General features: G+C 73.4%; 20 protein-coding genes and 2 pseudogenes. 10 read left to right on the top strand and 12 right to left on the bottom strand.

Annotated features, from left to right (window positions below):
• The first annotated feature begins 59 nt into the window (after positions 1-59).
• On the top strand, positions 60-1,691 hold the full coding sequence (locus tag IW249_RS20255; RefSeq protein ID WP_196922207.1) for a RecQ family ATP-dependent DNA helicase: 1,632 nt from the start codon (positions 60-62) through the stop codon (positions 1,689-1,691).
• 88 nt (positions 1,692-1,779) lie between these two features.
• The gene (locus IW249_RS20250; protein ID WP_196922206.1) at positions 1,780-2,283 is read left to right on the top strand and encodes a hypothetical protein; all 504 of its coding nucleotides are present in this window, start codon (positions 1,780-1,782) and stop codon (positions 2,281-2,283) included.
• Here IW249_RS20250 and IW249_RS20245 read toward each other — a convergent pair.
• The gene (locus tag IW249_RS20245) at positions 2,273-3,859 is read right to left on the bottom strand and encodes an MFS transporter (protein ID WP_196922204.1); all 1,587 of its coding nucleotides are present in this window, start codon (positions 3,857-3,859) and stop codon (positions 2,273-2,275) included. The two genes, IW249_RS20250 and IW249_RS20245, sit on opposite strands and share 11 nt — an antisense overlap.
• Before the next feature lie 82 nt (positions 3,860-3,941).
• Between IW249_RS20245 and IW249_RS20240 the strand changes: the two genes are divergently transcribed.
• Together IW249_RS20240 and IW249_RS20235 are read left to right on the top strand one after the other, a co-directional pair.
• Positions 3,942-4,703 carry a TetR/AcrR family transcriptional regulator gene (locus IW249_RS20240; protein ID WP_196922202.1) on the top strand — a complete coding sequence of 254 codons (762 nt, stop codon included), beginning with the start codon at positions 3,942-3,944 and terminating at the stop codon, positions 4,701-4,703.
• Positions 4,704-4,712: 9 nt separating this feature from the next.
• Positions 4,713-5,747, top strand: a complete 1,035-nt coding sequence (locus tag IW249_RS20235; RefSeq protein WP_196922200.1) for an AraC-like ligand-binding domain-containing protein — start codon at positions 4,713-4,715, stop codon at positions 5,745-5,747.
• Positions 5,748-5,901: 154 nt separating this feature from the next.
• On the opposite strand, the gene IW249_RS20230 is transcribed toward IW249_RS20235, so the two are convergent.
• The 9 genes and pseudogenes from IW249_RS20230 to IW249_RS20195 all read right to left on the bottom strand — a co-directional run bounded on the left by IW249_RS20230 (position 5,902) and on the right by IW249_RS20195 (position 14,544).
• Positions 5,902-6,885, bottom strand: coding sequence for a DNA topoisomerase IB (locus IW249_RS20230; protein WP_196922199.1), 984 nt, complete (start codon positions 6,883-6,885; stop codon positions 5,902-5,904).
• Positions 6,869-7,822: a glycosyltransferase family 9 protein gene (locus IW249_RS20225; protein ID WP_196922198.1), complete on the bottom strand. Its 954-nt coding sequence runs from the start codon at positions 7,820-7,822 to the stop codon at positions 6,869-6,871. The genes IW249_RS20230 and IW249_RS20225 overlap by 17 nt, the downstream gene beginning before the upstream one ends.
• Positions 7,819-8,520 (bottom strand): SDR family oxidoreductase, encoded by a 702-nt coding sequence (locus IW249_RS20220; RefSeq protein ID WP_196922196.1) that lies wholly within the window; start codon positions 8,518-8,520, stop codon positions 7,819-7,821. The genes IW249_RS20225 and IW249_RS20220 overlap by 4 nt, the downstream gene beginning before the upstream one ends.
• A 26-nt stretch (positions 8,521-8,546) precedes the next feature.
• Positions 8,547-9,011: pseudogene (locus IW249_RS35240) on the bottom strand (adenylyltransferase/cytidyltransferase family protein); the annotation flags it as partial.
• Between the two features lie 150 nt (positions 9,012-9,161).
• Positions 9,162-9,929, bottom strand: a pseudogene (locus tag IW249_RS35235) (PfkB family carbohydrate kinase); the annotation flags it as partial.
• A 76-nt stretch (positions 9,930-10,005) separates the two neighbouring features.
• Complete coding sequence (locus tag IW249_RS20210; RefSeq protein ID WP_372432983.1) at positions 10,006-10,695, bottom strand: D-sedoheptulose-7-phosphate isomerase; 690 nt, start codon at positions 10,693-10,695, stop codon at positions 10,006-10,008.
• Positions 10,695-11,912, bottom strand: coding sequence for a glycosyltransferase (locus IW249_RS20205; RefSeq protein WP_196922192.1), 1,218 nt, complete (start codon positions 11,910-11,912; stop codon positions 10,695-10,697). The genes IW249_RS20210 and IW249_RS20205 overlap by 1 nt, the downstream gene beginning before the upstream one ends.
• Complete coding sequence (locus tag IW249_RS20200; RefSeq protein WP_196922190.1) at positions 11,897-12,871, bottom strand: glycosyltransferase; 975 nt, start codon at positions 12,869-12,871, stop codon at positions 11,897-11,899. The genes IW249_RS20205 and IW249_RS20200 overlap by 16 nt, the downstream gene beginning before the upstream one ends.
• Positions 12,868-14,544 (bottom strand): HAD-IIIA family hydrolase, encoded by a 1,677-nt coding sequence (locus IW249_RS20195; RefSeq protein WP_196922189.1) that lies wholly within the window; start codon positions 14,542-14,544, stop codon positions 12,868-12,870. The genes IW249_RS20200 and IW249_RS20195 overlap by 4 nt, the downstream gene beginning before the upstream one ends.
• Positions 14,545-14,700: 156 nt before the next feature.
• On the opposite strand from IW249_RS20195, the gene IW249_RS20190 reads away from it, so the two are divergent.
• The 3 genes from IW249_RS20190 (at position 14,701) to IW249_RS20180 (ending at position 17,078) form a co-directional block, all read left to right on the top strand.
• Complete coding sequence (locus tag IW249_RS20190) at positions 14,701-15,147, top strand: SRPBCC family protein (protein WP_196922187.1); 447 nt, start codon at positions 14,701-14,703, stop codon at positions 15,145-15,147.
• On the top strand, positions 15,144-16,145 hold the full coding sequence (locus tag IW249_RS20185; protein ID WP_196922186.1) for an SDR family oxidoreductase: 1,002 nt from the start codon (positions 15,144-15,146) through the stop codon (positions 16,143-16,145). Before IW249_RS20190 ends, IW249_RS20185 begins: the two co-directional genes overlap by 4 nt.
• A gap of 165 nt (positions 16,146-16,310) precedes the next feature.
• Entirely contained in the window at positions 16,311-17,078 is a 768-nt protein-coding gene (locus tag IW249_RS20180) for a polyprenol monophosphomannose synthase (RefSeq protein ID WP_196922184.1), read from the top strand.
• A 114-nt stretch (positions 17,079-17,192) separates the two neighbouring features.
• Here IW249_RS20180 and IW249_RS20175 read toward each other — a convergent pair whose 3' ends face one another.
• The gene (locus IW249_RS20175) at positions 17,193-18,800 is read right to left on the bottom strand and encodes a phytoene desaturase family protein (protein WP_196922182.1); all 1,608 of its coding nucleotides are present in this window, start codon (positions 18,798-18,800) and stop codon (positions 17,193-17,195) included.
• A gap of 72 nt (positions 18,801-18,872) precedes the next feature.
• On the opposite strand from IW249_RS20175, the gene IW249_RS20170 reads away from it, so the two are divergent.
• Positions 18,873-20,306, top strand: a complete 1,434-nt coding sequence (locus IW249_RS20170) for an aldehyde dehydrogenase family protein (protein WP_196922181.1) — start codon at positions 18,873-18,875, stop codon at positions 20,304-20,306.
• 69 nt (positions 20,307-20,375) lie between these two features.
• On the opposite strand, the gene IW249_RS20165 is transcribed toward IW249_RS20170, so the two are convergent.
• The gene (locus IW249_RS20165) at positions 20,376-20,777 is read right to left on the bottom strand and encodes a ChaB family protein (RefSeq protein WP_196922180.1); all 402 of its coding nucleotides are present in this window, start codon (positions 20,775-20,777) and stop codon (positions 20,376-20,378) included.
• Positions 20,778-20,953: 176 nt separating this feature from the next.
• Between IW249_RS20165 and IW249_RS20160 the strand changes: the two genes are divergently transcribed.
• Both IW249_RS20160 and IW249_RS20155 read left to right on the top strand, forming a co-directional pair.
• Positions 20,954-21,940 (top strand): YihY/virulence factor BrkB family protein, encoded by a 987-nt coding sequence (locus IW249_RS20160; protein ID WP_196922179.1) that lies wholly within the window; start codon positions 20,954-20,956, stop codon positions 21,938-21,940.
• Between the two features lie 102 nt (positions 21,941-22,042).
• Entirely contained in the window at positions 22,043-22,459 is a 417-nt protein-coding gene (locus IW249_RS20155) for a DUF2795 domain-containing protein (RefSeq protein WP_196922178.1), read from the top strand.
• Positions 22,460-22,475: the final 16 nt, after the last annotated feature.

Genomic DNA, 22,475 nt, shown 5'->3' with positions numbered 1-22,475 from the left:
GAGCCCATGATCGTCGAAAGCGTTTCGGCGGTCATGGGCTCGGGTACCTCCGGCCCTCGATGAAACTGTCCACGCATTCGATGACGTTGCGCCGCGCGGCCCGCAGCCTTTTCGGCTGGAAGGCGCTGCGACCCAACCAACTGGCCGCCATGCGCGCGGTGATGAAGCGACGCGACGCCCTGGTGGTGTTGCCCACCGGGGCCGGCAAGTCGGCGATCTACCAGATTCCGGCCAGCCTGATCCCCGGCCCCACCGTGGTGATCTCCCCCCTGCTGGCCCTCCAGCAGGACCAGATCGCCTCCCTCAACGAGCGGCAACGCCCGGAGCTGCGGGCGGTGCGGATCAGCTCGAACGAGTCGCCCACCCAGCAGGCCGAGGCGATCACCGAGATCCGCGAGGGCCGGGCGGAGTTCCTCTTCATCACACCGGAACAGCTCAGCAACCCCGAGCGGATGGCCGAGGTCGCCGGGCTGAAACCGGCGCTGGTGGCGATCGACGAGGCGCACTGCATCTCCGCGTGGGGGCACGACTTCCGCCCCGACTACCTGGCGCTCGGGCACCTCATCGACGGCATCGGCCGACCGCCGGTGGTCGCGCTGACCGCCACCGCCTCCCCGCCGGTACGGGACGACATCATCGCCCGGCTGCGGCTGCGCGAGCCCGAGGTGGTGGTCTCCGGGCTGGACCGGCCGAACCTGTTCGTCGAGGTCGCGCACTGCCCCACCGAGGACTACCGGTGGCGGCGACTGATCGCGCTGCTGAGCGACGACGAGCGGCCCGGAATCATCTACGTGCCCACCCGCCGTGCCGCCGAGGAGTTGTCCGCCCGGTTGACCGACGCCGGCTACCCGGCGCAGTTCTACCACGGCGGGATGGCGGCCGGCGCACGCCACGAACTGCACGAGGCGTTCCTCGCCGACCAGGTGCCGATCATGGTGGCGACCTCGGCGTTCGGCATGGGCATCGACAAGCCGAACATCGCCTGGGTGGTGCACATGGCGCTGCCCGACTCGCCGGACAGCTACTTCCAGGAGATCGGCCGGGCCGGCCGCGACGGGCAACCGGCCCGGGTGCTGCTGCTCTGGCAGGCCGAGGACGTGGGCCTGCAACGGTTCTTCAGCGGCGGCCTGCCCGACGTCGACGAGCTGCGCGACCTGGCCGCGCTGCTGCGCAAGAAGCCGGCCACCAAGACCGAGCTGCGCGAGACCACCGGCCTCGGGCCGCGCAAGCTGGGCCAGTACCTCTCCCTGTTGGAGCAGGTCGGTGCGGCCGAGCCGCGCGCCCGGCAGCGCCTCGGCGCGCCCCGTTACTCCCCCACCCCGACCGACGCCGCCGCGGCGGCGCTGGCCGAGGCGGAGCGCCAGCAGACGGTGACCCGGTCCCGCACCGACATGATGCGGGCCTTCGCCGAGACCACCGCCTGCCGGGGGCAGACCCTGCTGGCCTACTTCGGCGAGCAGATGACGCAGGTCTGCGGCCACTGCGACAACTGCCACAACGGCACCAGCGTGGCCGACCAGGGTGCCGTCGGGCCGTTCCCGGTGCACAGCCAGGTGCGTCACCCGGAGTGGGGACCCGGCCTGGTGCTGTCGTACGAGGAGGACAAGATGACTGTTCTCTTCGATGAGGTCGGGTACAAGACGTTGTCAGTGCGCGTGGTGTCCGAACAGGGCCTGCTGACCCTGGACTAGCCTGACCCGGGCGCCGGTGTCGGGCCCGGTGGATCGACCAACCGAAGCACCGATTGACCAAGCAGAGCAGGGCGGAAGGGGCATTGCCGTGATCGAGCAGCCGGCGTACACCGGTTTCGGTTTCTCCGACGGGGAGTGGGGGCTGCTGGTCGGCCTGCCGCAGTCGGTGCTGACCGCGGCGAGCGCCGCCGAGTCCGACGGCACCCGCCGGACCATGGCGGAGAACGCGGCCGGGCTGGAGACCATCGCCGCCGGGCGGGAGTCGGCCAGCCCACTGGTCGCCGCCGTGGCCGGCGAGATCGTCACCCGGGTCGGTGACCCGGACACCGGCGAGGAGTTGCCGGCCATCGCGCCCGCCGACCCCGGGGCGTACATCGACGACGTGCTGCTGCGGGCCGGCCAGGCCGCCGAGCTGCTGGCCGGCCGGGTCGACGAGGGCGAGGCCGGCGCGTACAAGCACTGGCTCGTGAAGATCGCCGAGCAGGTGGTGGGCGCCGCGTCCAGCGGTGGGCTGCTGGGCATCGGCGGCGAGTCGGTCAGCGACTCCGAGCGGCGTTTCCGCGACCGCCTCGCGCACGTGCTCATCGACTGACCGACGACAACGAGGCATCGGCCGGACCGGTCGGCTCGACGGCCAGCGCCGTGGGGTCGGCCGGTCGGACGCCGCGCAGCGTGACCAGCGCGGTGACCGCGCCGAGCAGCATCACCACCATGGCGGCGTACGCGGCCAGGTGCAGCCCGTCGGTGAACGCGACAGCGGCGGCGTGCCGCACCGCGTCCGCCAGATCCGCCGGCAGCCCCTGCGCGACAGCGAGCGCACCACCGAGGGTCTCCTGGGCCGCGGCGCCGGTGTCGGCGGGCAGCCCGGCCGGCAGGCCGTCGACGATCTCGCGGCGGTAGACCGCCGCTCCCACGCTGCCCAGGATCGCCATTCCCAGCGCACCGCCCAGCTCACTGCTGGACTCGGTCAGCGCCGACGCGACGCCGGCCTGCTCGGGCGGTGCCGCGCCGAGGACCAGTTCGGTGACGAGGGACATGACCATCACCAGGCCACCCGCGTAGACACTGGCGCCGACGAGCAGCAGCCACAGCGGCGTCTCCGGCGTGACCTGGGTCAACACCACGAAGCCGAGCACCGCGATCCCGAACCCCGCACCGATGAGGTACGCCCGTTCGACGCGCTGGGCGAGGGCGGCGGCGGCCGGTGCGACTCCGCCAACGGCGAGGGACGGCACGAGGCTCCACAGCGCCGCCCGTAGCGGGCTCAGACCGAGCACCAGTTGGAGGTGCTGGGTGGTGAAGATGGCGAAGCCGACGATGGCGAACATCGCCAGCAGGTTGACAGCGAGCGACCCGGCGAAGCCGCGGCGGCGGAACAGCGCGAGATCGACCATCGGGTACGCCCGGGTCCGCTGCCGGTGCAGGAAGAGCGCGCCCACCAGCAGGCCGCCGACGATGGCGAGCACCCGCACCGGGCTGAGGCCGTCGCGCGCCATCTCCTTGATGCCGTAGATCACCGGCAGCAGCGCGCCGAGCGACAGGGCCGCGCTGACCAGGTCGAACCGCCCGGTGGCCGGGTTGCGGAACTCGGGCACCAGGAGCGGGGCGAGCAGGAGCAGCATGAGCATCGCCGGGATGTTGATCAGGAAGATGGAACCCCACCAGAAGTGCTCCAGCAGGATGCCGCTGAGCACCGGGCCGATCGCGATGCCGCCGGTGAGGGTGGCGGTCCAGACGGCGATGGCGGTGCCGCGCTGCCTGGCGTCGTGGAACATGTTGCGCACCAGGGCGAGCGTGGAGGGCATCAGGGTGGCCCCACCGACCCCGAGCACGGCGCGCGCGGCGATCAGCGTCGCGGTGCTGTCGGCGTACGCGGCCAGCAGCGACGCCGCCCCGAAGGCGGTGGCGCCGATGAGCAGGAGCCGGCGTCGGCCGATCCGGTCACCCAGGGCGCCCATGGTGATGAGCAGCCCGGCCAGCACGAAGCCGTAGATGTCGAAGATCCAGAGCTGCTCGGTGGCGGTGGGGCGCAACTCGGCGCTGATGAACGGGACGGCGAAGTAGAGCACCGACACGTCCATCGAGACCAGCAGCAGCGGCAGCATCAGCACCGTGAGCCCGATCCACTCCCGTCGGCCCGCCCGCGGTGCCGGTGTGGTGGTCGTCATGATCAGTTTCTCCTCTGCGTATGACGTACGCTGTTATGCGTAGACCATACGCAGAACTAGGATGGCGGGGCAAGGAGGAAATGTGGCGGCGAAGACAGACGACAGCGGGCCCGTACTCCCGCCGGCGATCGAGAGCGCGTGGGGGCTGCGGGAACGACCACCCAAGGGCCCACGGCCGGGGATGAGCGTGCCCGCCATCGTGGACGCCGCCATTCGGGTGGCCGACGCCGACGGCCTGGCGGCCGTCTCGATGAGCCGGGTGGCCAAGGAGTTGGGCGCCGCGACCATGGCCCTCTACCGCTACGTCGGCTCGAAGGACGAGCTGCTGATGCTCATGGTGGACACCGGGTACGGCCCGTCCCCCGGCCCACCCCCACCGGAGGACGACTGGCGTGCCGGCCTCACCCGGTGGGCCTGGGCCGAACACCTGGTGCTGCGGCAACGGTCCTGGCTGCTACACGTGCCGATCAGCGGCCCACCGATCACCCCGCAGCAGCTCGGCTGGCTGGAGGACGGGCTGCGCTGCCTCGACGGCACCACGCTCGGTGAGGGCGAGAAGATGTCGGTGCTCCTGCTGATCACCGGGTACGTCCGCAACGAGGCCACCCTCACCTCGCAGATCGCCGAGGGCAGCCGGGCGGCCGGCGTCGAGCCGAGCGAGATGATGCCGGCGTACGGTCGGCTGGTGGCCAGGCTCATCGACCCCGCCCGCTTCCCCGCGCTGCACCGGGTGCTCAACGCCGGTGTGCTTTACCAGGACGACGACCCCGACGACGAGTTCGTCTTCGGCCTGGACCGGATCCTCGACGGCGTGGAGGCACTGATCCGGCGTCGAGCGGGCTGAGGGAGTCCGATGCTACCGAGAGACACCATCGACACCACGGTCCTGCCACCGGGTGAACGGTTCGGCATGTGGCTGGACCTGGTGGCGCGCACCTCGGCGCCGCTGCGCATCCAGTCCGCGCACAGCGACGACTTCGCCGCCCGCGCCGACTTCATCGGGCTCGGCCCGATCCAGCTGGTGCAGTACGAATACCCGTCCCTGGACGCCACCCGGACCCGGAAGCTGGTCCGTCAGTCCGACCCGGAGCTGTACATCCTCGCCCTTACCACCGGCGGCATCGGCACGTCCAGCCAGGACGGTCGCCACAGCGAGATCCTGGCCGGCGAGTTCACCTTCTACGACGCGTCCCGGCCCCACGACGTGTGCCACCACGCCAACGAACCGGAGCGCGAAGACGCGACCTCGATCATCACGCTGATCCCGCACGCCGCGCTGCCCCTGCCACCACAGCGGATGGCCGCGCTCTACGGCGGCCGGATGTCCGGCAGCGAGGGGATCGGGGCGCTGTTGGCGCAGTTCCTGCTCCAGGTCACCGGGCACCCCGAGCAGTACCATGCCGCCGACGCCAGCCGGCTCGGCGCGGTGGGGCTCGACCTGGCCACCACAATGCTCGGCCGGCACCTCGTCGCCGAGGACGCCGTTCCCACCGAGGTCCGCCGCCGGGCGCTGCTCACCCAGGTGCAGTCGTACATCCACCGCAACCTCGGCGACGCGACGCTCGGCCCGCAGGTCGTCGCCGACGCCCACCACATCTCGGTGCGGTCCCTGCACCGGTTGTTCGAGGCCGAGGACGCCACTGTGGCGTCCTACATCCGGGAGCTGCGGCTGGCCCGGTGCCGGCGCGACCTGACCGACCCGGCGTTGCGCAACCAGCCCGTGCAGGCCGTCGCGGCGCGGTGGGGATTTCCCGACAAGGCCCACTTCAGCCGGGCATTCCGGGCCGCGTACGGCATCACAGCGCAGGAACACCGCGACAGTGGCTCGGATTTGGCGCGGATCGTCAACCGCCAGGCATCCACTGTCAACTCGCTGCCGGCAGACTGACACCAACGCGGCCGGCCATCGCCTGGTGGGTCGCCAACGGGGGCCGTGGCGAGGCGCCCGCCGCGCGAGCGGCGGGCGGCCGCCCGGTGGCACCCCGCTGACGCCGAGGCTCCGGCCCCGTCGCGCTTCCCCCCAGAATCGCCGACGGGGCCGGTCAGGCCCCCTCCAGCAACTTCAGGACGACCCGCTCCGCCTCCTCACGAGGCGCCTGCGGATCCACCGGCGCCACCACCCCGTCGTGGTAGAGATCGACCACCCGAGGGTCCACGTACGACGCCCGAGCCACCGTCGGCGTGTTGCCCAGCAGATCCGCCACCTCACGCATCACGGCCACCACCGCCTTGCGCCGGGCGGTCACCGAGCGCGCCGGACCGACGGTGGCCAGCTCGGTGGCCGCGAGCACTGTGGCGTGCCAGGTGCGGAAGTCCTTCGCTGTCATCTCCCCACCGCTGGCGTCACGCAGGTACCCGTTGACCTCGTCGCTGCGCACGTCACGCCACTCCCGACCGTCCCAGTAGCCGAACAGCCGCTCCGCCTGTCGCCGACGACGGCGCAGATTCACCAGCACCTGGCACAGCTCCGGGTCCTCGATCCGGCGTACCTGTTCGATGCCCCCCTTCGCGGGAAACACGAACACCACACAGCCACGCCGGGACCGGGCATGCTCCGGGCGCAGGGTGGACACCCCGTACGTCGGGTCGTCGCCGTTGGCGTACTGGTCGCTGCCGACCCGGAACATCCCCATGTCCAGCAGTCGGGCCACCGTCGCCAGCACCCGGTCCCGGCCCAGTCCACGGCCGTCCAGGTCACGCCCCACCCGTTCGCGCAGCGTCGGCAGCCGGCGGGCCACCTCCAGCATGTGGTCGAACTTCGCCTCGTCCTGCTTCTCCCGCCACCGCGGGTGGTAGATGTACTGCTTACGACCGGCCGCGTCGATCCCGATCGCCTGGATGTGCCCGTTCGGATGCGGCGCGATCCAGACGTCCTGCCAGGCCGGGGGGATGACCAACTCCCGCAGCCGGGCCAGGACATCCGGATCCCGCACCGGATCCCCGGACGGGTCGACGAAGAGCCAGCCCCGTCCGCGCCGACGCCGTCCGTACCCCGGTCGACCCGGGTCACTACGCCGCAACCGCACCGGAGACCCGCACCAGCCTCTCCACCTCGGCCACCGCGGCCAGCACCTCGTCGAGACGCAGAGCCGCCATCGTCGGGTGGCTTCCTACCCCGTCCCACCTGGGCCAATCACCCTCGCCGGCCCAGAGCACCCGGTGCCGTGGCCGGTCCGGTGGCGGCCCCCAGTGCGCCGGTGGCACCGGCCCGAAGAGGACGACCGACGGGGTGCCGTACCCGGTGGCCAGGTGGGCGACGCCGGTGTCCCCGCTGACCACCAGTCGGGCGTCGGCCACCAGCGCGGCGAGCGCGCCGAGGTCGGTCCGGCCGGCCAGCACGGCGTCCGAGGGCAGGCCCGCCGCCTCGGCCACCCGGGAGGCCAACGCCCGTTCGTCGGCCGAGCCGGTGAGCAGCACCCGGTGCCCCTGGTCGGTCAGTGCCCGGGCCAGCGCGGCGAACCGCTCGGCCGGCCACCGCTTGGCGGGGACCTTGCTCCCCGGGTGCAGCACTGTGACACCGCTGGGCAGCCCCGCCGACGCGGGCCGACGCAGGTTGAGGTCGGCGCGGTCGGCCGGAATGCCGTACCAGGACAGCAGCCGGCACCACCGGTCCACCTCGTGCTCGTCCACGGCCCAGCGTGGGCCGTCGGCGCAGCCGGCGTCCGGGTTGGCGAAGGCGAGCAGCCGACCGGGCCGGGCGGCGGCGAGCAGCCGGTGCGACTGTGGACCGCGCCCATGCAGGTTGACAGCGACCTGCGGGGCCGACCCGACCCGCAGCGGTCGGTCCAGCCCGGTGGTGTCCACCAACCGGTCGACGCCACCGACCAGGTCGACCAGCGGGGCCAGCCAGCCGGGCGCGGCGAGCGCCAACTCCCGCGACGGGTACGCGGCCCGCAGCGCCCGCAGCGCGGGCACCGCAGTCACCAGGTCGCCGACGCCGAGGGCGCGCAGCACGAGGATCACGGGTACGAGGTCTCCTGCTCGGCGCAGACCACCATCTCGCGCACCGCGCAGCCGGACGGCTGGTTCAGCGCGAACATGATCGCGGCGGCGGTGTCGGCGGGCTCGTTGAGGATCGCGTCCGGCCCGGGCTTGTACTGCGGGTCCCGTTCGTCGAAGAACGCGGTACGCATCCCGCCCGGAATGAGCAGGGTGACGCCGACCTGACCGGCCAGCTCGGCGGCGAGGGCTCGGGTGAACCCCACCACCCCGAACTTCGCCGCGCAGTACGCGGTGGCGTCGCTGACCGCCTTGACGCCCAGTGTGGAGGCGACAGTGACGATGCGGCCCCGGGAGGTCAGCAGGAACGGCAGCGCGGCCCGGATCACCGCCGCGGTCGCCAGCAGGTCGACGGCGACGATCCGGTCCCAGGTCTCCCCCGGCACGTCGGCGAGTCGACCCGGCACGTCAGTGCCCGCGGCGGTGACCACCGCGTCCAGGCCACCGGCCTGCTCGGCGAGGTGCTGGGTGGCCACCTCGGCGGCTCGCGTGTCGGCCAGGTCGCACTCGGTCCAGGACACCCCGTCGACCGGCGGTTGCCGGTCCAGCACGAGCGGTCGGCCACCGGAGGCGGCCACCGCGGCGACCACTGCGGCGCCGAGCCCGCTGGCGCCGCCGGTGACCAGGACGGTGGGCCCGGCGCCGGGCCGCGTGGCGGTCATCGGGTCCGCTCCGCGAGCGTGCGGACGATCAGGTCGGTGGTGGAACGACCGTCCAGGTAGGGCACCACCACCGTGTTCCCACCCCATCGGCGCAGGACTTCCGCCTCCGGCAGTGTGGCGCTCGCGTCCCCACCACCGGTGGCGTAGTCGCCGCCCTTGACCCAGACGTCGGGGCGTACCCAGGACAGGGCCGCCTCCGGGGTCGGCTCGTCGAAGATGAGCACCGCGTCGACGCAGCTCAGGGCGGCCAGCAGCCGGCTGCGGTCACCTTCGGACTGCACCGGCCGGTCCGGCCCCTTCAACCCGGCCACGCTGGCGTCGGAGTTCAGGCACACGATCAGGCAGTCGCCGAGCTGCCGGGCCGCCTGCAGGGTGGCCACGTGCCCGGCGTGCAGCAGGTCGAAGCAGCCGCCGGTCGCCACCACAGTGCCGCCAGCGGCGCGTACCTCGCCCAGGAGCGTGGCGACGGCAGCGACCCCCACCCGGTCGGCCACCCCCGCGGTCACCGCGCCGCCCCGCGGCCGGGACTGCGCGGTTCGCGACCCCAACCCGCTTCCCGCGCGCACCGCGGGCGCCGACGGAGGCAGCGCCGTCGCCACTCCCCCACCCGCCACGTACGCGGACGCCTCGGCGACCGCCACCTGCACCGCCTCGGAGACCAGCGCGCCCTGGGCCAGCGCGAGGCTGGCCGCCGCCGCGAACCGGTCGCCGGCGCCGCAGGTGTCCCCCTCGGCGCTACCCGGCGTCGGTACCACCAGCGGCGTCGACCCGGCGTGGCAGAGCAGCGCGCCGTCACCGCCGAGCGTCACCGCGACAGCGCCGGCCCGCCAGCGCCGCCGGAGTCCCTGGGCGCCGCGGGACGCGGTGGCCAGTCGGGAGGCGCCGGGCAGCGCGGGGACCAGCTCGCGCACCTCGGACTCGTTCGGGGTGGCCAGGTGTACGCCGGGCACCGCCGCCGGGCCGCGCGGATGCGGGTCCCACACCACCGGCGCGCGGGTGGCGGCCAAGGCGTCACGCAGCGCGGGCTGCCGGGCCACCCCCCGCCCGTAGTCGCTGACCAGCACCGCCGACGCCGCGCCGATCACCCGGAGCACCTCGTCGGAGGGCTGGCCCGGCTCCCCGGACGTGCCGCCCCGGTCATGGCGCAGCAGCACCCGCCCTCGGGCCCGCAGCCGGATCTTCTCCGGTGTCGCGCCGGAGAGGGCCAGGGGGAACACCTGCACGCCGGCGGCGGCGAGCAGAGCGCTCAGCCGGGCCCCGCCGGCGTCGTCGGCGAGCGCTGTCACCAGCACCACCTCGGCGCCCTGCGCGGCGGCGAACACCGCTGCCAGTCCGGCGCCCCCCGGCCGGTCGGTGGCCGCTGTCTCGTCGAGCACCGGCACCGGGGAATCCGGGCAGAGCCGGTTCACCACACCTTCCACATCCCGGTCGAGCAGGGTGTCCCCGAGCACCACCACCGGTCCCCTCACGCTTGCCTCCTCATCCTCACGCGTCGACCTGCTGTCCGGCCCCGCCGTCGAGCACCACCTCGACCCCGGTGCGTACCGGCGCCGGCGTCCCCGACGCGGCGTGGACGGCCACCGGATCGGCGACCGCCGCCAGCGCGGCGGGCAACTCCTGTTCGAGGTACTCGCAGAGCAGATGACTGGTCACCAGGTGCAGCTCCTGGACGACCTGGGTGTCCGGGGACGCGACGGCCAGCACCTCGTCGCAGGCGTCGGCGAGCGGATTGGGGGCGGCGCCGGTGAGCGCCCAGGTGGTCACACCGACGTCACGGGCGGCCTGCGCGGCGGTGACCAGGTTCTGGCTGGTCCCACTGGTGCTCAGCAGCAGCAGGACGTCGCCGGGCCGGCCGTGGGCGCGCACCTGACGGGCGTACACGTCGGCGTAGCCGTAGTCGTTGGCGATGGCGGTGAGCGCGCTCGTCTCGGCGTGCAGCGCGATCGCGGACAGCGGCTGACGGTCGTCGTGCAGCTTGCCCACCAGCTCGGCGGTGAGGTGCTGGGCCTCGGCAGCGCTGCCGCCGTTACCGGCGACCAGCAGGCGACCCCCGGCGGCCAGCCGGTGGGCAAGGTCCGCGCCCCAGCGCGCCAGCTGTCGCTCACACCGCCGGTACGGCACCAGCGCCGCGGCGAGATTCGTCAGGTGGGTGTCGAGCAGGCTGCCCGTCGGCATCAGGCCACCACCCGCGTCGGCCGGCGCACGGCCGCCACCTCGCTGTAGACCTCGACCAGCCGCTCGGCGGTGGCCGCCCACGAGTACCGTGCCCGGGCCCGCTCACGGGCCGCCGTCGCGTACGCGAAACGCCTGATCCGGTCGTCGAGCAAGCCCTGGATCGCGGTGGCCAGCGCGTGCGGGTCCCGGGCCGGCACGAGGTCACCGGTCGTCCCGTCGACCACCGTGTCCCGGATGCCACCCACCGCCGTGCCGACGACCGGCACCCCACACGCCATCGCCTCCAGCGGGGTCAATCCGAACGGCTCGTACCAGGGCGCCGCGACCAGCAGGTCCGCCGAGCGGTACCAGCGGCCCATCTCCTCCCGGGGCACCGCGCCGACCAGGTGCACCCGGTCGGCCACCCCGCACGACTCCGCGAGGGCCCGCAACCGGCGGGCGTACGGGTCGGTCTCCAACAGCCCCTCGGGTGGGCCGCCGACGACCACGCACTCGGCGTCCGGGACCAGCGCCATCGCGCGGATCACGGTCTGGAAGCCCTTGCGCTCGACCAGCCGACCCACTGTGAGGATCCGGGCCCGTCCCGGTTCCCGGTCGGCGGCCGGTCCGAGCGGGGCGAAGGTGCTGAGGTTGACCCCGGAGGGCACCACTGTCATCCGGGACCGGGGCACCCCCATCCGGACCAGCTCGCCCACCTCGTCGCGGCACTGCGCGACGATCCGGTCCACCGAGCGGCCCAACTCCCGCTCGTAGGAGACCCGTCGGGCCGGGCTGGTGTCCTGCACACCCTGGTAGCGGCGCTTCACAGTGCCCAACGCGTGGTACGTCTGCACCACCGGCACCCCGGTCTGCCGGCCGGCGGTCAGCCCGGCCAGACCGCTCATCCAGAAGTGCGCGTGGATCACCTCGGGCACCCAGTCGCCGCCGCGCCAGCGCTCGATCAGCCAGTTGCTGAAGTCCCGCATGTGCGGCAGCAGCGCGTCCTTGGCCACCGGCTCGGCCGGGCCGGCCGGCACGTGCACCACGTCGTACCCGTCCGGGCTGCGGACGGTCACCGGCAGGTCGGGCGCGTCGCGGCGGGTGTAGACCCGCACCTCGTGCCCGGCGGCGGCGAGCGCGGCGGACAGCTCCGCGACGTGCGTGTTCTGGCCGCCGGCATCCTCCCCTCCGAGGACGGCGAGCGGGCTGGCGTGCTCCGAGATCATCGCGATCCGCATACTTCCTCCTCCAGCAGCCGGTCCCAGTCAGCGAGGAAACGGTCGAGGCCGTACCTGTCGCGCGCGGCGGTTCTCGCCGCCGCTCCGGCCTGACGCGCGGTCGCCGGTTCGGTGATGAACCGGCGGGCGGCGTCGAGCAGGGTGTCGGTCCGGGTGGCGAGCGCCCCCGCCTCCGGGGGCACCGCCATCACCGCCTCGGTGGTGGCGAGCGCGACGACCGGCATGCCGATCGCCATCGCCTCGATCAGGCTGAGCCCGAGGGAGGTCCACCGGCACAGGTGCAGGTACGCCCGCCGCCGGGCCAGTTCGGCGTGCATCCGGTCCTGGGGCACGTCGTCGTGGCTGGTGAGCCGGTCGGCGGGCAGCCCGAGGTGGTCGGCCAGACCGGCGACGCCCATGCCGAACACGTCCAGCGGCGCGATCTCGGCGAACTGGGGCAGCAGGTCGGTGCCGGTGACCCGACCTCGCCGGACCGGCTCGTTGATCACCACGGCGAGTCGGTCCAGTTCGCCGGTGTAGGACGCGGAGGGGGCGACGATGCCGTGGTCGACCACAGTGGTGCGGGTGGCGCCCGTGTCCCAGAAGATCTGGTTGAACCCGGTGACGTGCGCGATCAGCAGGTCGTCGCGGTCGGCCATCGGGTGACGCGTGTTCGGCACGTCGCCCTTGGGGGTGTTGTGTTCGACGTAGATCGCGGGAAGGTCGCGGCCGGGACGGCGGCGAAGCCACTCCTCGGCCCGGTCGATCTCCTCGGGGCGTTGCAGGATGACCAGGTCGACGTCGGCTCCCGGCAGCTCCTCCGGGCTGACCTCGACAGCGCTGTCCGGCCACGGGTAGGTGCGGGCCCGGCCGAGGCCGTAGGGGCCGCGGTCGGGTGTGGTGGGAATCAGGTAGCGGTGGCTGCCGTGCACGAACGACGTGGTCCAGGAGCCGTGCACGTGCCAGAGCAGGATGTTCATCGGCTGCCACCACCGCTGACGGCGAGCGTCCGGAGCGCGTCGACCACCTCGTCCGGGTCGACCCCGGCGAGGCAGGGGTGCCCGGGGACCGGGCAGCTGGCCGCCCGGGTGTCCCGGCAGGGCGCGGCGGCGTCGCCGAGCCGAATGGTGGGCACCCGGTAGGGCCCCCACTGGCCGAACGGGACGGTCGGCGCGAAGAGACTCACCACCGGCACTCCGGCGGCGGCCGCCAGGTGCGCGGGCCCGGTGTTGCCGACGACGACCGCGCGGGCGTCCGCGACGATCGCCGCCAGCCCGGCCAGGTCGGTGCGGCCGCCCAGGTCGGTGCCGCCGGCCGCGGCGACCCGTGCGGTGATCGCGCGCTCGTCCGGGCCGCCGGTGACCAGCACCCGGTGCCCGGCGTCGGTCAGCGCCCCGACGATCCGGGTCGCCACCTCGGGCGGGCAGGCCCGGCTCGACGCGGCCGACCCGGGGTGCAGCACCACGTAACCGGGGTCGCCGAGGTCCGCCGGGCGCTGTGGCACGGCGTCCCGGCGGAGCCGGAGGACGGGTTCGTCGCCGTCGGGCAGCCGGTGGCCGGCGGCGGCGGCCAGGGAGAGGGCACGTTCGGGTTCGGGAACGCCGACCGGCACCCGGTGTCGGATGTCCAGCAGCGAGCCCGGATAGTCGTCGCTGATCGCCGCGATCCGGTCGATTCCGGCCATCCGCAACAGCAGCGCCAGCGGCAGGGCGGACTGGTGGAACGAGGTGAACACCACCGCCTGGTCCGCGCCGACGGCGCCCAGCCGCGCGGTGAGGCTCCGCATCGCCTCCGGGTCGACCGGGCCCGGTGTCGGGTCGATCCACGGCAGCGGATGCTCGATGATCTCGTCGACGCCGGGCAGCAGGTTGGCGGCGGCCCGACCGCGCGGCCCGCACAACAGCACCACCCGCTCCGCTCCGGCCGCGACGGCACGGATCGCCGGGCCGGTGACCAGCACGTCACCCGCCGAATCCGAGCGGACCACCAGGGCCGTCCGTACCGGTGCGGTGGGCGGTGTCGCGGGCTGCACGGCCTGTTGTCGGCGCAGGATCTCCGCCACCGCCGCCGGCAGATCGGTGGCCACCCATCCCGCGGCGGCGACCTCCTCCGGCCGGGTCACCGGGGTGGGCACCAGCACGCCCGCGGCCCCGGCGGCCAGCGCCGCGCCGACATCTCGGCCGATGTCGCCCACCAGCACGCACCGGGACGCGGTCGTGCCGAGCTCGCGGGCGGCGGCGTACACCAGACCGGGCGCCGGCTTGCGGCAGTCACAGCCGTCGGCGTCGTCGTGTGGACAGACCAGCCAGGCGTCGAACCGGCCCAACAGCTCCTCGACGCGGGCGTGCACAGCCCGCATCTGCTCACCGGTGAAGTAACCCCGGGCCAGGCCCGACTGGTTGGTGACGACCGCCAGTCGCAGCCCGGCCGCCCGCAGACGGTCCAGTGCCGCCCGCGCGCCCGGCACCGGCCGCACCTTCTCCGGGTCGCCGTTGTACGGCACGTCCTCGATCAGGGTGCCGTCGCGGTCCAGCAGCACCGCGTCGTAGAGCACTGGTCGGGGGCTTGCGACAGACCCGGAACCGGCGCGGTCAGCAGCGGCGTACACCTGGGCTGACCTGCGCTGATACGGATCCTCCTGGTCCTGTCGCACAGCCGGCGGGTTCCCTGCGCCCCGAGGAGTAAACGTCGCCGTCGGGGCGGTGGGACAGCTCCGTCAGCGATGCCCCGGGTCGGCCTTACCCGCCGTCGGAGAGAAGCTAACCCGGTCAGTCGTTAGGCCGTGCCGTACTGCGGGTATGGGATCCCGGTGGCGATTGTGGAGAAAGTGATCGACGCTTCCCCGCAGCAGGTTTTCGACGTGCTCGCGGACGGATGGACGTACAGCGACTGGGTGGTCGGTACGGCGCACATGCGGGACGTGGACGACGCCTGGCCCCGGGTGGGCAGCCAACTGCACCACCGTGCCGGGCCGTGGCCGTTCTCCTTGCAGGACGCCTCGACGGTGCTGGCCTGCGAGCCGCCGCACCGGCTCGTGCTCAAGGCCGGGCTCTGGCCGGCGGGCGAGGCGATCGTGGCCTTCACCCTGGAACCGGTGGGTGAGGGCGCCACCCGGGTGCGTATCGGGGAGGACTTCGCCGCCGGCCCGCTGCGGTGGGTGCACAACAAGATCAACGATCTGGTGCTGCACCTGCGCAACCGGGAGACGCTGGACCGGCTCTCCGACATCGCCACCCGACAGAAGGGGGCCTCGTGACCCGGACCGTCGTGGTGACCGGCGCGAGCGCCGGCGTCGGCCGGGCCGTCGCCCACGCGTATGCGGCGCGCGGTGCCCGGCTGGCGCTGCTGGCTCGCGGCGAGGCGGGTCTGGTCGCGGCCGAGCGGGAGTGCCGGATGCGCGGGGCGACCGACGTGCGCGTGTACCGGGTCGACGTGGCCGACGCGGGCGCGGTGCAACAGGCCGCCGACGACGTGGTGCACCACTGGGGTGGCATCGACGTGTGGGTCAACAACGCGATGGCGTCGGTGTTCGCGCCGGCCTGGGAGATTCCGGCGCGTGAGTTCCACCGGGTCACCGAGGTCACGTACCTGGGTACGGTGCACGGCACCCTCGCCGCGCTGCGGCACATGCGGGCGCACGGGCGGGGCACGATCGTGCAGGTGGGTTCGGCGTTGGCCTACCGGGGGATTCCGTTGCAGTCGGCGTACTGCGCGAGCAAGCACGCCATCCAGGGGTTCAACGACTCGCTGCGCGCCGAACTGCTGCACGACTGTCCAGCTGTGACGTTGTCGATGGTGCAGCTGCCCGCGATCAACACACCGCAGTTCTCCTGGGTCCGCACCCGGCTGCCCCGGCATCCGCAGCCGGTGCCGCCGATCTTCACTCCGGAGCTGGCCGCCCGGGCCATCGTCTGGGCCGCCGACCGCGGCACCCGGGAGTTGAACGTGGGCGGCCCGACCTGGCAGGTCCGGCTGGCCGACGCCCTGTTCCCCGGCCTGCTGGACCGGAAGCTGGCCCGCGACGGCTACGACAGCCAGCAGACCGGCGAGGAGATCGATCCGGCAACCTGGCGGGACAATCTCGATCATCCCGGCGATGCGGATACGGACCGGGGCACGGCGGGCGTGTTCGTCGAACAGGCGCGGAACCGTTCCGCGGCGCTCTGGGTGGGCACGCACAAGCCGGCGCTCTCCGGTGTCGCGCTCGCCGTCGCGGCGCTCGCCCTCACCGCTGTCGCTCGCCGTCGCCGCTGAGCAGCCCCGGCTCCGACCAGCGCAAGCCCCTGACCAGGGATTCAACGGCCCCACACGCTGGGCGGCGCGGGTCCGCAACGCCCGGGAGGGGTGCCTCCCTCGGACCGAATGCGGGAACTGGATACCCTTTCCATGACCCTTGTCCGCAAACCGAGGATGACCGACATGATCAAGCCGGTGCAGTTGCCGTCACCGTGGCGGGACGCACGCCTGACCGTCGTCGTGCCCACTTACAACGAGGCGGGCAACCTCCCGGCGCTGGTCGAGCGACTGCTCGCGCTGCCGCTGCCGGGGCTGCGCATCCTCGTCGCCGACGACAACTCCCCCGACGGCACCGGGGAGGTGGCGGACAAGCTGGCCATCGAGCACCCCGACCGGATCGAGGTCGTGCACCGCGCCGGCAAGGAAGGCCTCGGCCGGGCGTACGTGGACGGGATGAGTCGGGCGATCGAGGGCGGCGCCGAGTACGTGGCGCAGATGGACGCCGACCTCTCGCACCCGCCGGAGGCGCTGCCGGGGATGCTGGGCGCACTGCTCTCCACCCAGGCCAGCGTGGTGATCGGATCCCGGTACGTCCCCGGCGGCGAGCTGGACGAGAACTGGCCGCTCTACCGCCGGGCGCTCAGTGGCTGGGCCAACCTCTACGTGCACACCCTGCTGCGCGTTCGCATCCGGGACCTCACCGCCGGCTTCAAGATCTGGCGGGCCGACGCCCTGCGCGACATCGACCTGGAGCGGGTGCAGTCCAACGGCTACAGCTTCCAGGTGGAGATGCACTACCTCGCCACCAAGCTGGGTCACACCATCCTGGAGGTGCCGATCCGCTTCGAGGAGCGGCGCGACGGCGTCTCCAAGATGACCACCGCGACCAAGGTGGAGAGCGCGCTCATGCCCTTCCGCCTCCGCAGCAAACACCGCAACATCACCCGCTGACCCACCCCACCCCACCCACTCACCCCGAGCCGGGTGATCAAGAGGTTTGCGTCGCCAGCCCCGACAGATCTGACGCGAACCTCTTGATCACCGCAAGCTCACGGGGGTGGGCGGTCAGTCGGGGTAGATGGCGCGGTTCGCCGTGGCGATGGCTGCGGCGTAGGCGCGGCCGGTGAGCGCGCGATCGCGGGCCAGCGCCGCGCGGGCCGCGTTCGCACCCGGTGCGCCGTGCACACCGCCGCCGGGGTGCGCCGACGCGCTGGCCAGGAAGAGCCGGTCCACCGGGGTGTCCGCCCGGCCCAGGCCGGGGATCGGGCGCAGGAAGAGCTGCTGGTACGCGGCGGCGGTCCCGCCGCCGAGCGCGCCACCGACCAGGCTCGGATTGGCCTTCTCCAGGTCGGCCGGCCCGGCCACGTGTCGGCCGACGATCAGCTTCCGGAAACCCGGGGCCGCCGCCTCCAGCACGTCCTCCATCCGCTGTACGTGCCCGGCGACCTCCTCGGCCCGCCAGTTCCGCCGGAACGGCAGATGGGTGTACGACCACAGCGACTCGGTGCCCGGCGGGGAGTGACTCGGGTCCGCCACCGACATCTGCCCGACCAGCAGGAACGGGTCGCGGGGCAGCTCGCCGCGGGCCAACTCGCTGGCGTAGTGGGTGAGCCCGTTGAGGTCCGCGCCGAGGTGCACGGTGCCGGCGCCGGCCAACTGCCGGTTGGCCCACGGCACCGGCGCGGAGAGCGCCCAGTCCACCTTCAGCGTGGAGCCGTCCCACCGGAAGTGGGCCAGGTCCTCCACCAGCCGGGACGGCAGTGCCGCCGCGCCGACCAGGTCGAGGTAGAGCGCCGGTGCCGGGACGTCGGCGAGCACCGCCCGCCGGGCCCGCCACAGCGTGCCACCGACGGTCCGCACGCCCATCGCCCGGCCCCGGGCGGTGAGCACCCGGTCGGCCCGGGCACCGTAGACGATCGCCCCGCCGCGCCCCTGTAGCCGATCCACGAGCGCGTTGGTGATCCGCTGCGCGCCGCCGTCGGGCACCGGCCAGCCGACCTGCTGGCCGAGCATGGCCAGCAGCCAGCCGTACACCCCGGAGCCGGCCTCCTCCGGGGAGAGGTCGGTGTGCAGTGCGCAGCCGGCCAGCAGGGCCGGCCCGCCGGGACCGTCGAAGAGTTCGTCGCCCATCTTCCGGACCGGCACGACGAGCCGGCGCGCGAGTCGCAGTGCGCCGGCGACACGCAACCGACGCAGCAGACCCAGCCCGCCGCGGACCGGCGGGAACGGTGAGGTGATCGCCTCCAGCATCGGCTCGGCCACGTCGAGCCAGTCGGTGTACGCGTTGAGCCAGCGTTTGCCGTCCCCGGGGGCGAACTGCTCCAGCGAGGCGGCCGTGACGTCCGGGTCCCGATTGATCACCGCGGCCCGACCGTCGGGCAGCAGGTGCGCCAGCACGTCCGGCGAGTGCCGCCAGGACAACCCGTGCCGATCCAGGTCGAGGCCGTTCAGCACCGGCGACGCGTACCCGAGGGGGTAGAACGAGCTGTAGAGGTCGCTCAGGTAGCCGGGCGCGGTGACCTCGGCGGAGCGGACGGCGCCGCCGGGCACCGCTGTCGCCTCCAGCACCACCACGTCCCAGCCGGCGTCCGCCAGCAGGTTGGCCGCGACCAGGCCGTTGTGGCCGGCGCCGACGATGACGGCGTCCGCGCTCTGCGCGGCGGTGGTTGTCATCGGATCCGCCTACCCGGCGCGCAACCGGGCGAAACGCGTTTGCCTCGCCGGGGCCGGGGCATCCAGCGCCGCATGTACACGGTTGCGCAGCTGGTGGGCGGGGTGTGGGGTGCGGGCGGCGACGGCGGCGAACTGGTCGTGCGTGATCCGGCGGACGGCAGGCCGGTGAGCACGGTGCCGGTGGCCACTGCCGACGAGGTGGGCAAGGCGACCCAGGCGGCCCGCAACGCGGCGGCCCAGTGGGCGGCGACCGCGCCGGCCGAACGGGCGGCGGCGCTGCGCCGGGCCGCGGACGCGGTGGAGGCGATCACCGAGGAGTTGGCGGCGGCGGTGACCGCGGAGATGGGCAAGCCGTTGGCGGACGCCCGCGGCGGCGTCGAGGCGGGAATCGGCACCCTGCGACAGTATGCGGAACTGGCGCCGCTGCGTGGCGGGCGCACGCTGAACGGCGAAACCGACGCGCTGGATTTCCTGACCCCGCAGCCACGCGGGGTGGTCGCGGCGATCACCCCCTGGAACGACCCGGTGGCGGTCTCCTGCGGATTGCTCGGCGCGGCCCTGGTGACCGGGAACGTGATGCTCTACAAGCCGAGCGAACGCGCACCGGCGACGGGGTGGCTACTCGCCCGCGCACTGGACCAGGCGTTGCCGGCCGGGGTGTTGTCGCTGCTCACCGGCGGCCCGGAGGTGGGCGCGGCGCTCGCGGCGCAGGAGGTCGACGTGGTGGCCCACGTGGGCGCCACAGCGACCGGGCGGGCGATCGCCGCCGCCGCGGCCCGCACCGGCGCGAAGGTGCTCCTGGAGAACGGCGGCAGTGACCCCTTGATCGTGGACGCGGGCGTCGATCCGGAGTGGGCGGCGGAACAGGCCGCGCTCGGCGCGTTCGCGAACGCCGGGCAGATCTGCGTTGCGGTGGAGCGGCTCTACGTGCACCGGGAGGTGGCCGACGACTTCGTGGCCGCGCTGGTGCGACGCGCCGGAGCGCTGCGGGTCGGGCCGGGCCGGGACCCGGGCACCGAGTTGGGTCCGCTGGTCGACCGGCGGCACCGGGACCACGTGCACGGGCAGGTGGCCGCCGCGGTGGCGGACGGCGCACGGGTGCGGATCGGCGGTGAGGTGCCGGACGGGCCGGGGGCGTTCTACCCGGCCACCGTCGTCACGGACTGCCGCCACGACATGCCGCTGGTCCGGGAGGAGACCTTCGGGCCGGTCGCCCCCGTGGTGGTCGTCGACTCGTTCGACGAGGCGCTGCGTTGCGCGGCGGACTCCCCGTACGGGCTGGCCGCCACGGTGCTGACCCCGTCGATGAGTCACGCGCAGCGGGCCTGGCGGGAGCTGCCGGTGGGCACCGTCAAGGTCAACGCGGTGTTCGGGGGTGCGCCGGGGGGCGCCGCGCATCCGCGCCGGGCCAGTGGGCAGGGCTTCGGGTACGGCCCGGAGCTGCTGGACGAATTCACCGCCACGAAGGCGGTGCACATCGAGGCGCCGGGCGGCGGGCACTGGTGAACGGTGCGGGCGGACGCAGGGGTGGCGCGTCCGCCCGTACCGCGTCTGTCGAGCTGTGGTGCGGCGGCGTCAGTCGCCGCGGGCCTTGCGGGTGGCGCGGTCGTTGGCCTTCTCGATGGCCGTGACCAGCTCCGGCTTGGTCATGCTGGACCGGCCGGGCACGTCGAGTTTGCGGGCCACCGACATCAGGTGGTCCTTGGTGGCGTTGGCGTCCACGCCGCCCGCTGTGGGGGCGCGTCGTTCCGGCCCGCCACCGGCGGCCTGCTGGTCGCTGGGGCCCTTGTGGCCCTTCGGCTCCCAGTGGTCGCCCACCTTCTCGAACTGGTGCTTCACGGCGGCGAAGGCGGTGCGGTGCGACCGCTCCCCCTCGCCGTAGGTCTCGACCGCCGAGTCGTGCGTCTTCTCCCAGGTGCGCTGCGCCTTCTCCGGGGAGCGCCGCAGCGTGCTGGGCAGGTCCTCGCGCCCGGGCATCTCGTCCTCCTCCGTCTGGACAGGGTCACTGTGGCCGTTCCCCGGTGACGTGGCGGCAAACCACAGCGGCGCCGGCCTGGCCCCGGTGGGGTTTGTCGATTTCACCATCCGGGTACCGCCGGGCCAGGCCAGACCGGACGACCGGTCATCCGGCGGCCGGGGCGCAGGGAGCGGGCATGACGACCACGGAGCCCGGTACGACGCTCGACGGCACACCGGGCACCCGGGTGCCCCGACGGATGCGGCAGCTGAGCTGGCGGACCTGGCGCGGGGTGCTGGTCCGCAGCGTGCAGAACTTCGTCAACGACAACTGCTCCGACTGGGCCGCCGCGCTGACCTACTACGGGGTCCTGGCGCTGTTTCCGTCCGCCATCGTGGTGGTGGCCCTGGTCGGGCTGGTCTCCGACGGGGAGCGCACCCTGGACACGGTGGTCGACCTGGCCAACCAGGTGGGCGCCGGGGCGGTGCTGACCAACGACGAGGGCGGCGTGGTCGGGGTGATCCGGACCGTGGTGCTCGACCAGAGCAACCCCAAGCTGCTGCTGAGCTTCGGCCTGCTGGGCGCGCTCTGGTCCGCGTCAGGTTTCATCGGCGCGTTCACCCGGGCCTCCAACGCCATCTACGGGGTGACCGAGGGCCGCCCGGTCTGGAAGCTGCGGCCGTTGCAGATCGGCCTGGCGGCGATCACGCTGGTGCTGCTCGCGGTGGTCGCCCTCGGCCTGATCGTCAGCGGCCCGGTCACCGACGCGGTCGGCGACCTGATCAACGCCGGCGGCCTGGCCCGCACCACGTGGAGCGTGGCGAAGTGGCCGGTCCTCGCCATGATCATGATGGTGTTGCTGTCCCTGCTGTTCTGGATCGCACCGAACGTGCGGCAACCCCGGTTCCGCTGGCTCACCCCGGGCGGTGCGGTGGCCCTGATCTCCTGGGCGGCGGCCTCCTTCGGCTTCGGCCTCTACGTGGCCAACTTCGGCTCGTACGACACCACCTACGGCAGCCTCGGGGCGGCCATCGCGTTTCTGGTCTGGCTCTACCTGTCCAACTCGGCGCTGATGGTGGGCGTGCAGATCAACGCCGAGGTGCAGCGCGGACGGCAGTTGCAGGCCGGTGACCCGGACCCGGAGGAGCCGGTGCTACCGCCCCGCAAGCCCGCCGACGACTGACTCGCCGGTTCCGGCTCGGATGTCCGGTCCGCGACCAGGCCGAGGGCCGGTTCCTGACCCGGTGCCGGTTTACCGAGCGGGGTGCCGGGTAGCGCAGAAGGCATGGAGCGTGGCAACAGCAAGCACGGACCGAGGATCGACGAACAGATGAGTCAGGAGGTCAGCGGTCTCGTACAGGGGCCGGGGACCGGCGGCTCTCGGGTCGACGAGTCGCGGGTGCCGGAACCGGCTGGTGAGGACCAGCCGGAGACGACCACCGCCCCGGCCGGCGACCTGCGCACCGGCACCCCGCAGGGCATGAGCTCCACGGACGTCGAGCAGCGCAGCCGGCTCGGCCGGTTCATCTCGATGAGCGCGCTGCCGGGCGACCGTCTGGTGCTCATTGCCAGCGCCCGCGAGAACGATGCGCCGGACGACATCGTCGCGGCGCTGGAACGGCTGCCCGAGGGCACCGTCTACCAGACGGTCTCCGAGGTGTGGGCGGCACTGGGCAACAAGAACGAGACAACTCGCTGGTGAGCGGATCGCCCCCGAT

The sequence above is a fragment of the Micromonospora vinacea genome, assembly GCF_015751785.1.
In the GTDB taxonomy this organism is placed as follows: Bacteria; Actinomycetota; Actinomycetes; order Mycobacteriales; family Micromonosporaceae; genus Micromonospora; species Micromonospora vinacea.
Note: the sequence above shows the minus strand (reverse complement) of the source record. Positions and strands in the feature narration are given on the sequence as shown.

Excerpts from the sequence above, each read along its gene's own strand:
- IW249_RS20255 (WP_196922207.1), top strand. The coding sequence starts at position 60 with ATGAAACTGTCCACGCATTCGATGACGTTGCGCCGCGCGGCCCGCAGC.
- IW249_RS20245 (WP_196922204.1), bottom strand. The coding sequence starts at position 3,859 with ATGACGACCACCACACCGGCACCGCGGGCGGGCCGACGGGAGTGGATC.
- IW249_RS20235 (WP_196922200.1), top strand. The coding sequence starts at position 4,713 with ATGCTACCGAGAGACACCATCGACACCACGGTCCTGCCACCGGGTGAA.
- IW249_RS20220 (WP_196922196.1), bottom strand. The coding sequence starts at position 8,520 with ATGACCGCCACGCGGCCCGGCGCCGGGCCCACCGTCCTGGTCACCGGC.
- IW249_RS20210 (WP_372432983.1), bottom strand. The coding sequence starts at position 10,695 with ATGCCGACGGGCAGCCTGCTCGACACCCACCTGACGAATCTCGCCGCG.
- IW249_RS20205 (WP_196922192.1), bottom strand. The coding sequence starts at position 11,912 with ATGCGGATCGCGATGATCTCGGAGCACGCCAGCCCGCTCGCCGTCCTC.
- IW249_RS20200 (WP_196922190.1), bottom strand. The coding sequence starts at position 12,871 with ATGAACATCCTGCTCTGGCACGTGCACGGCTCCTGGACCACGTCGTTC.
- IW249_RS20180 (WP_196922184.1), top strand. The coding sequence starts at position 16,311 with ATGATCAAGCCGGTGCAGTTGCCGTCACCGTGGCGGGACGCACGCCTG.
- IW249_RS20175 (WP_196922182.1), bottom strand. The coding sequence starts at position 18,800 with ATGACAACCACCGCCGCGCAGAGCGCGGACGCCGTCATCGTCGGCGCC.
- IW249_RS20170 (WP_196922181.1), top strand. The coding sequence starts at position 18,873 with ATGTACACGGTTGCGCAGCTGGTGGGCGGGGTGTGGGGTGCGGGCGGC.
- IW249_RS20165 (WP_196922180.1), bottom strand. The coding sequence starts at position 20,777 with ATGCCCGGGCGCGAGGACCTGCCCAGCACGCTGCGGCGCTCCCCGGAG.
- IW249_RS20160 (WP_196922179.1), top strand. The coding sequence starts at position 20,954 with ATGACGACCACGGAGCCCGGTACGACGCTCGACGGCACACCGGGCACC.
- IW249_RS20155 (WP_196922178.1), top strand. The coding sequence starts at position 22,043 with ATGGAGCGTGGCAACAGCAAGCACGGACCGAGGATCGACGAACAGATG.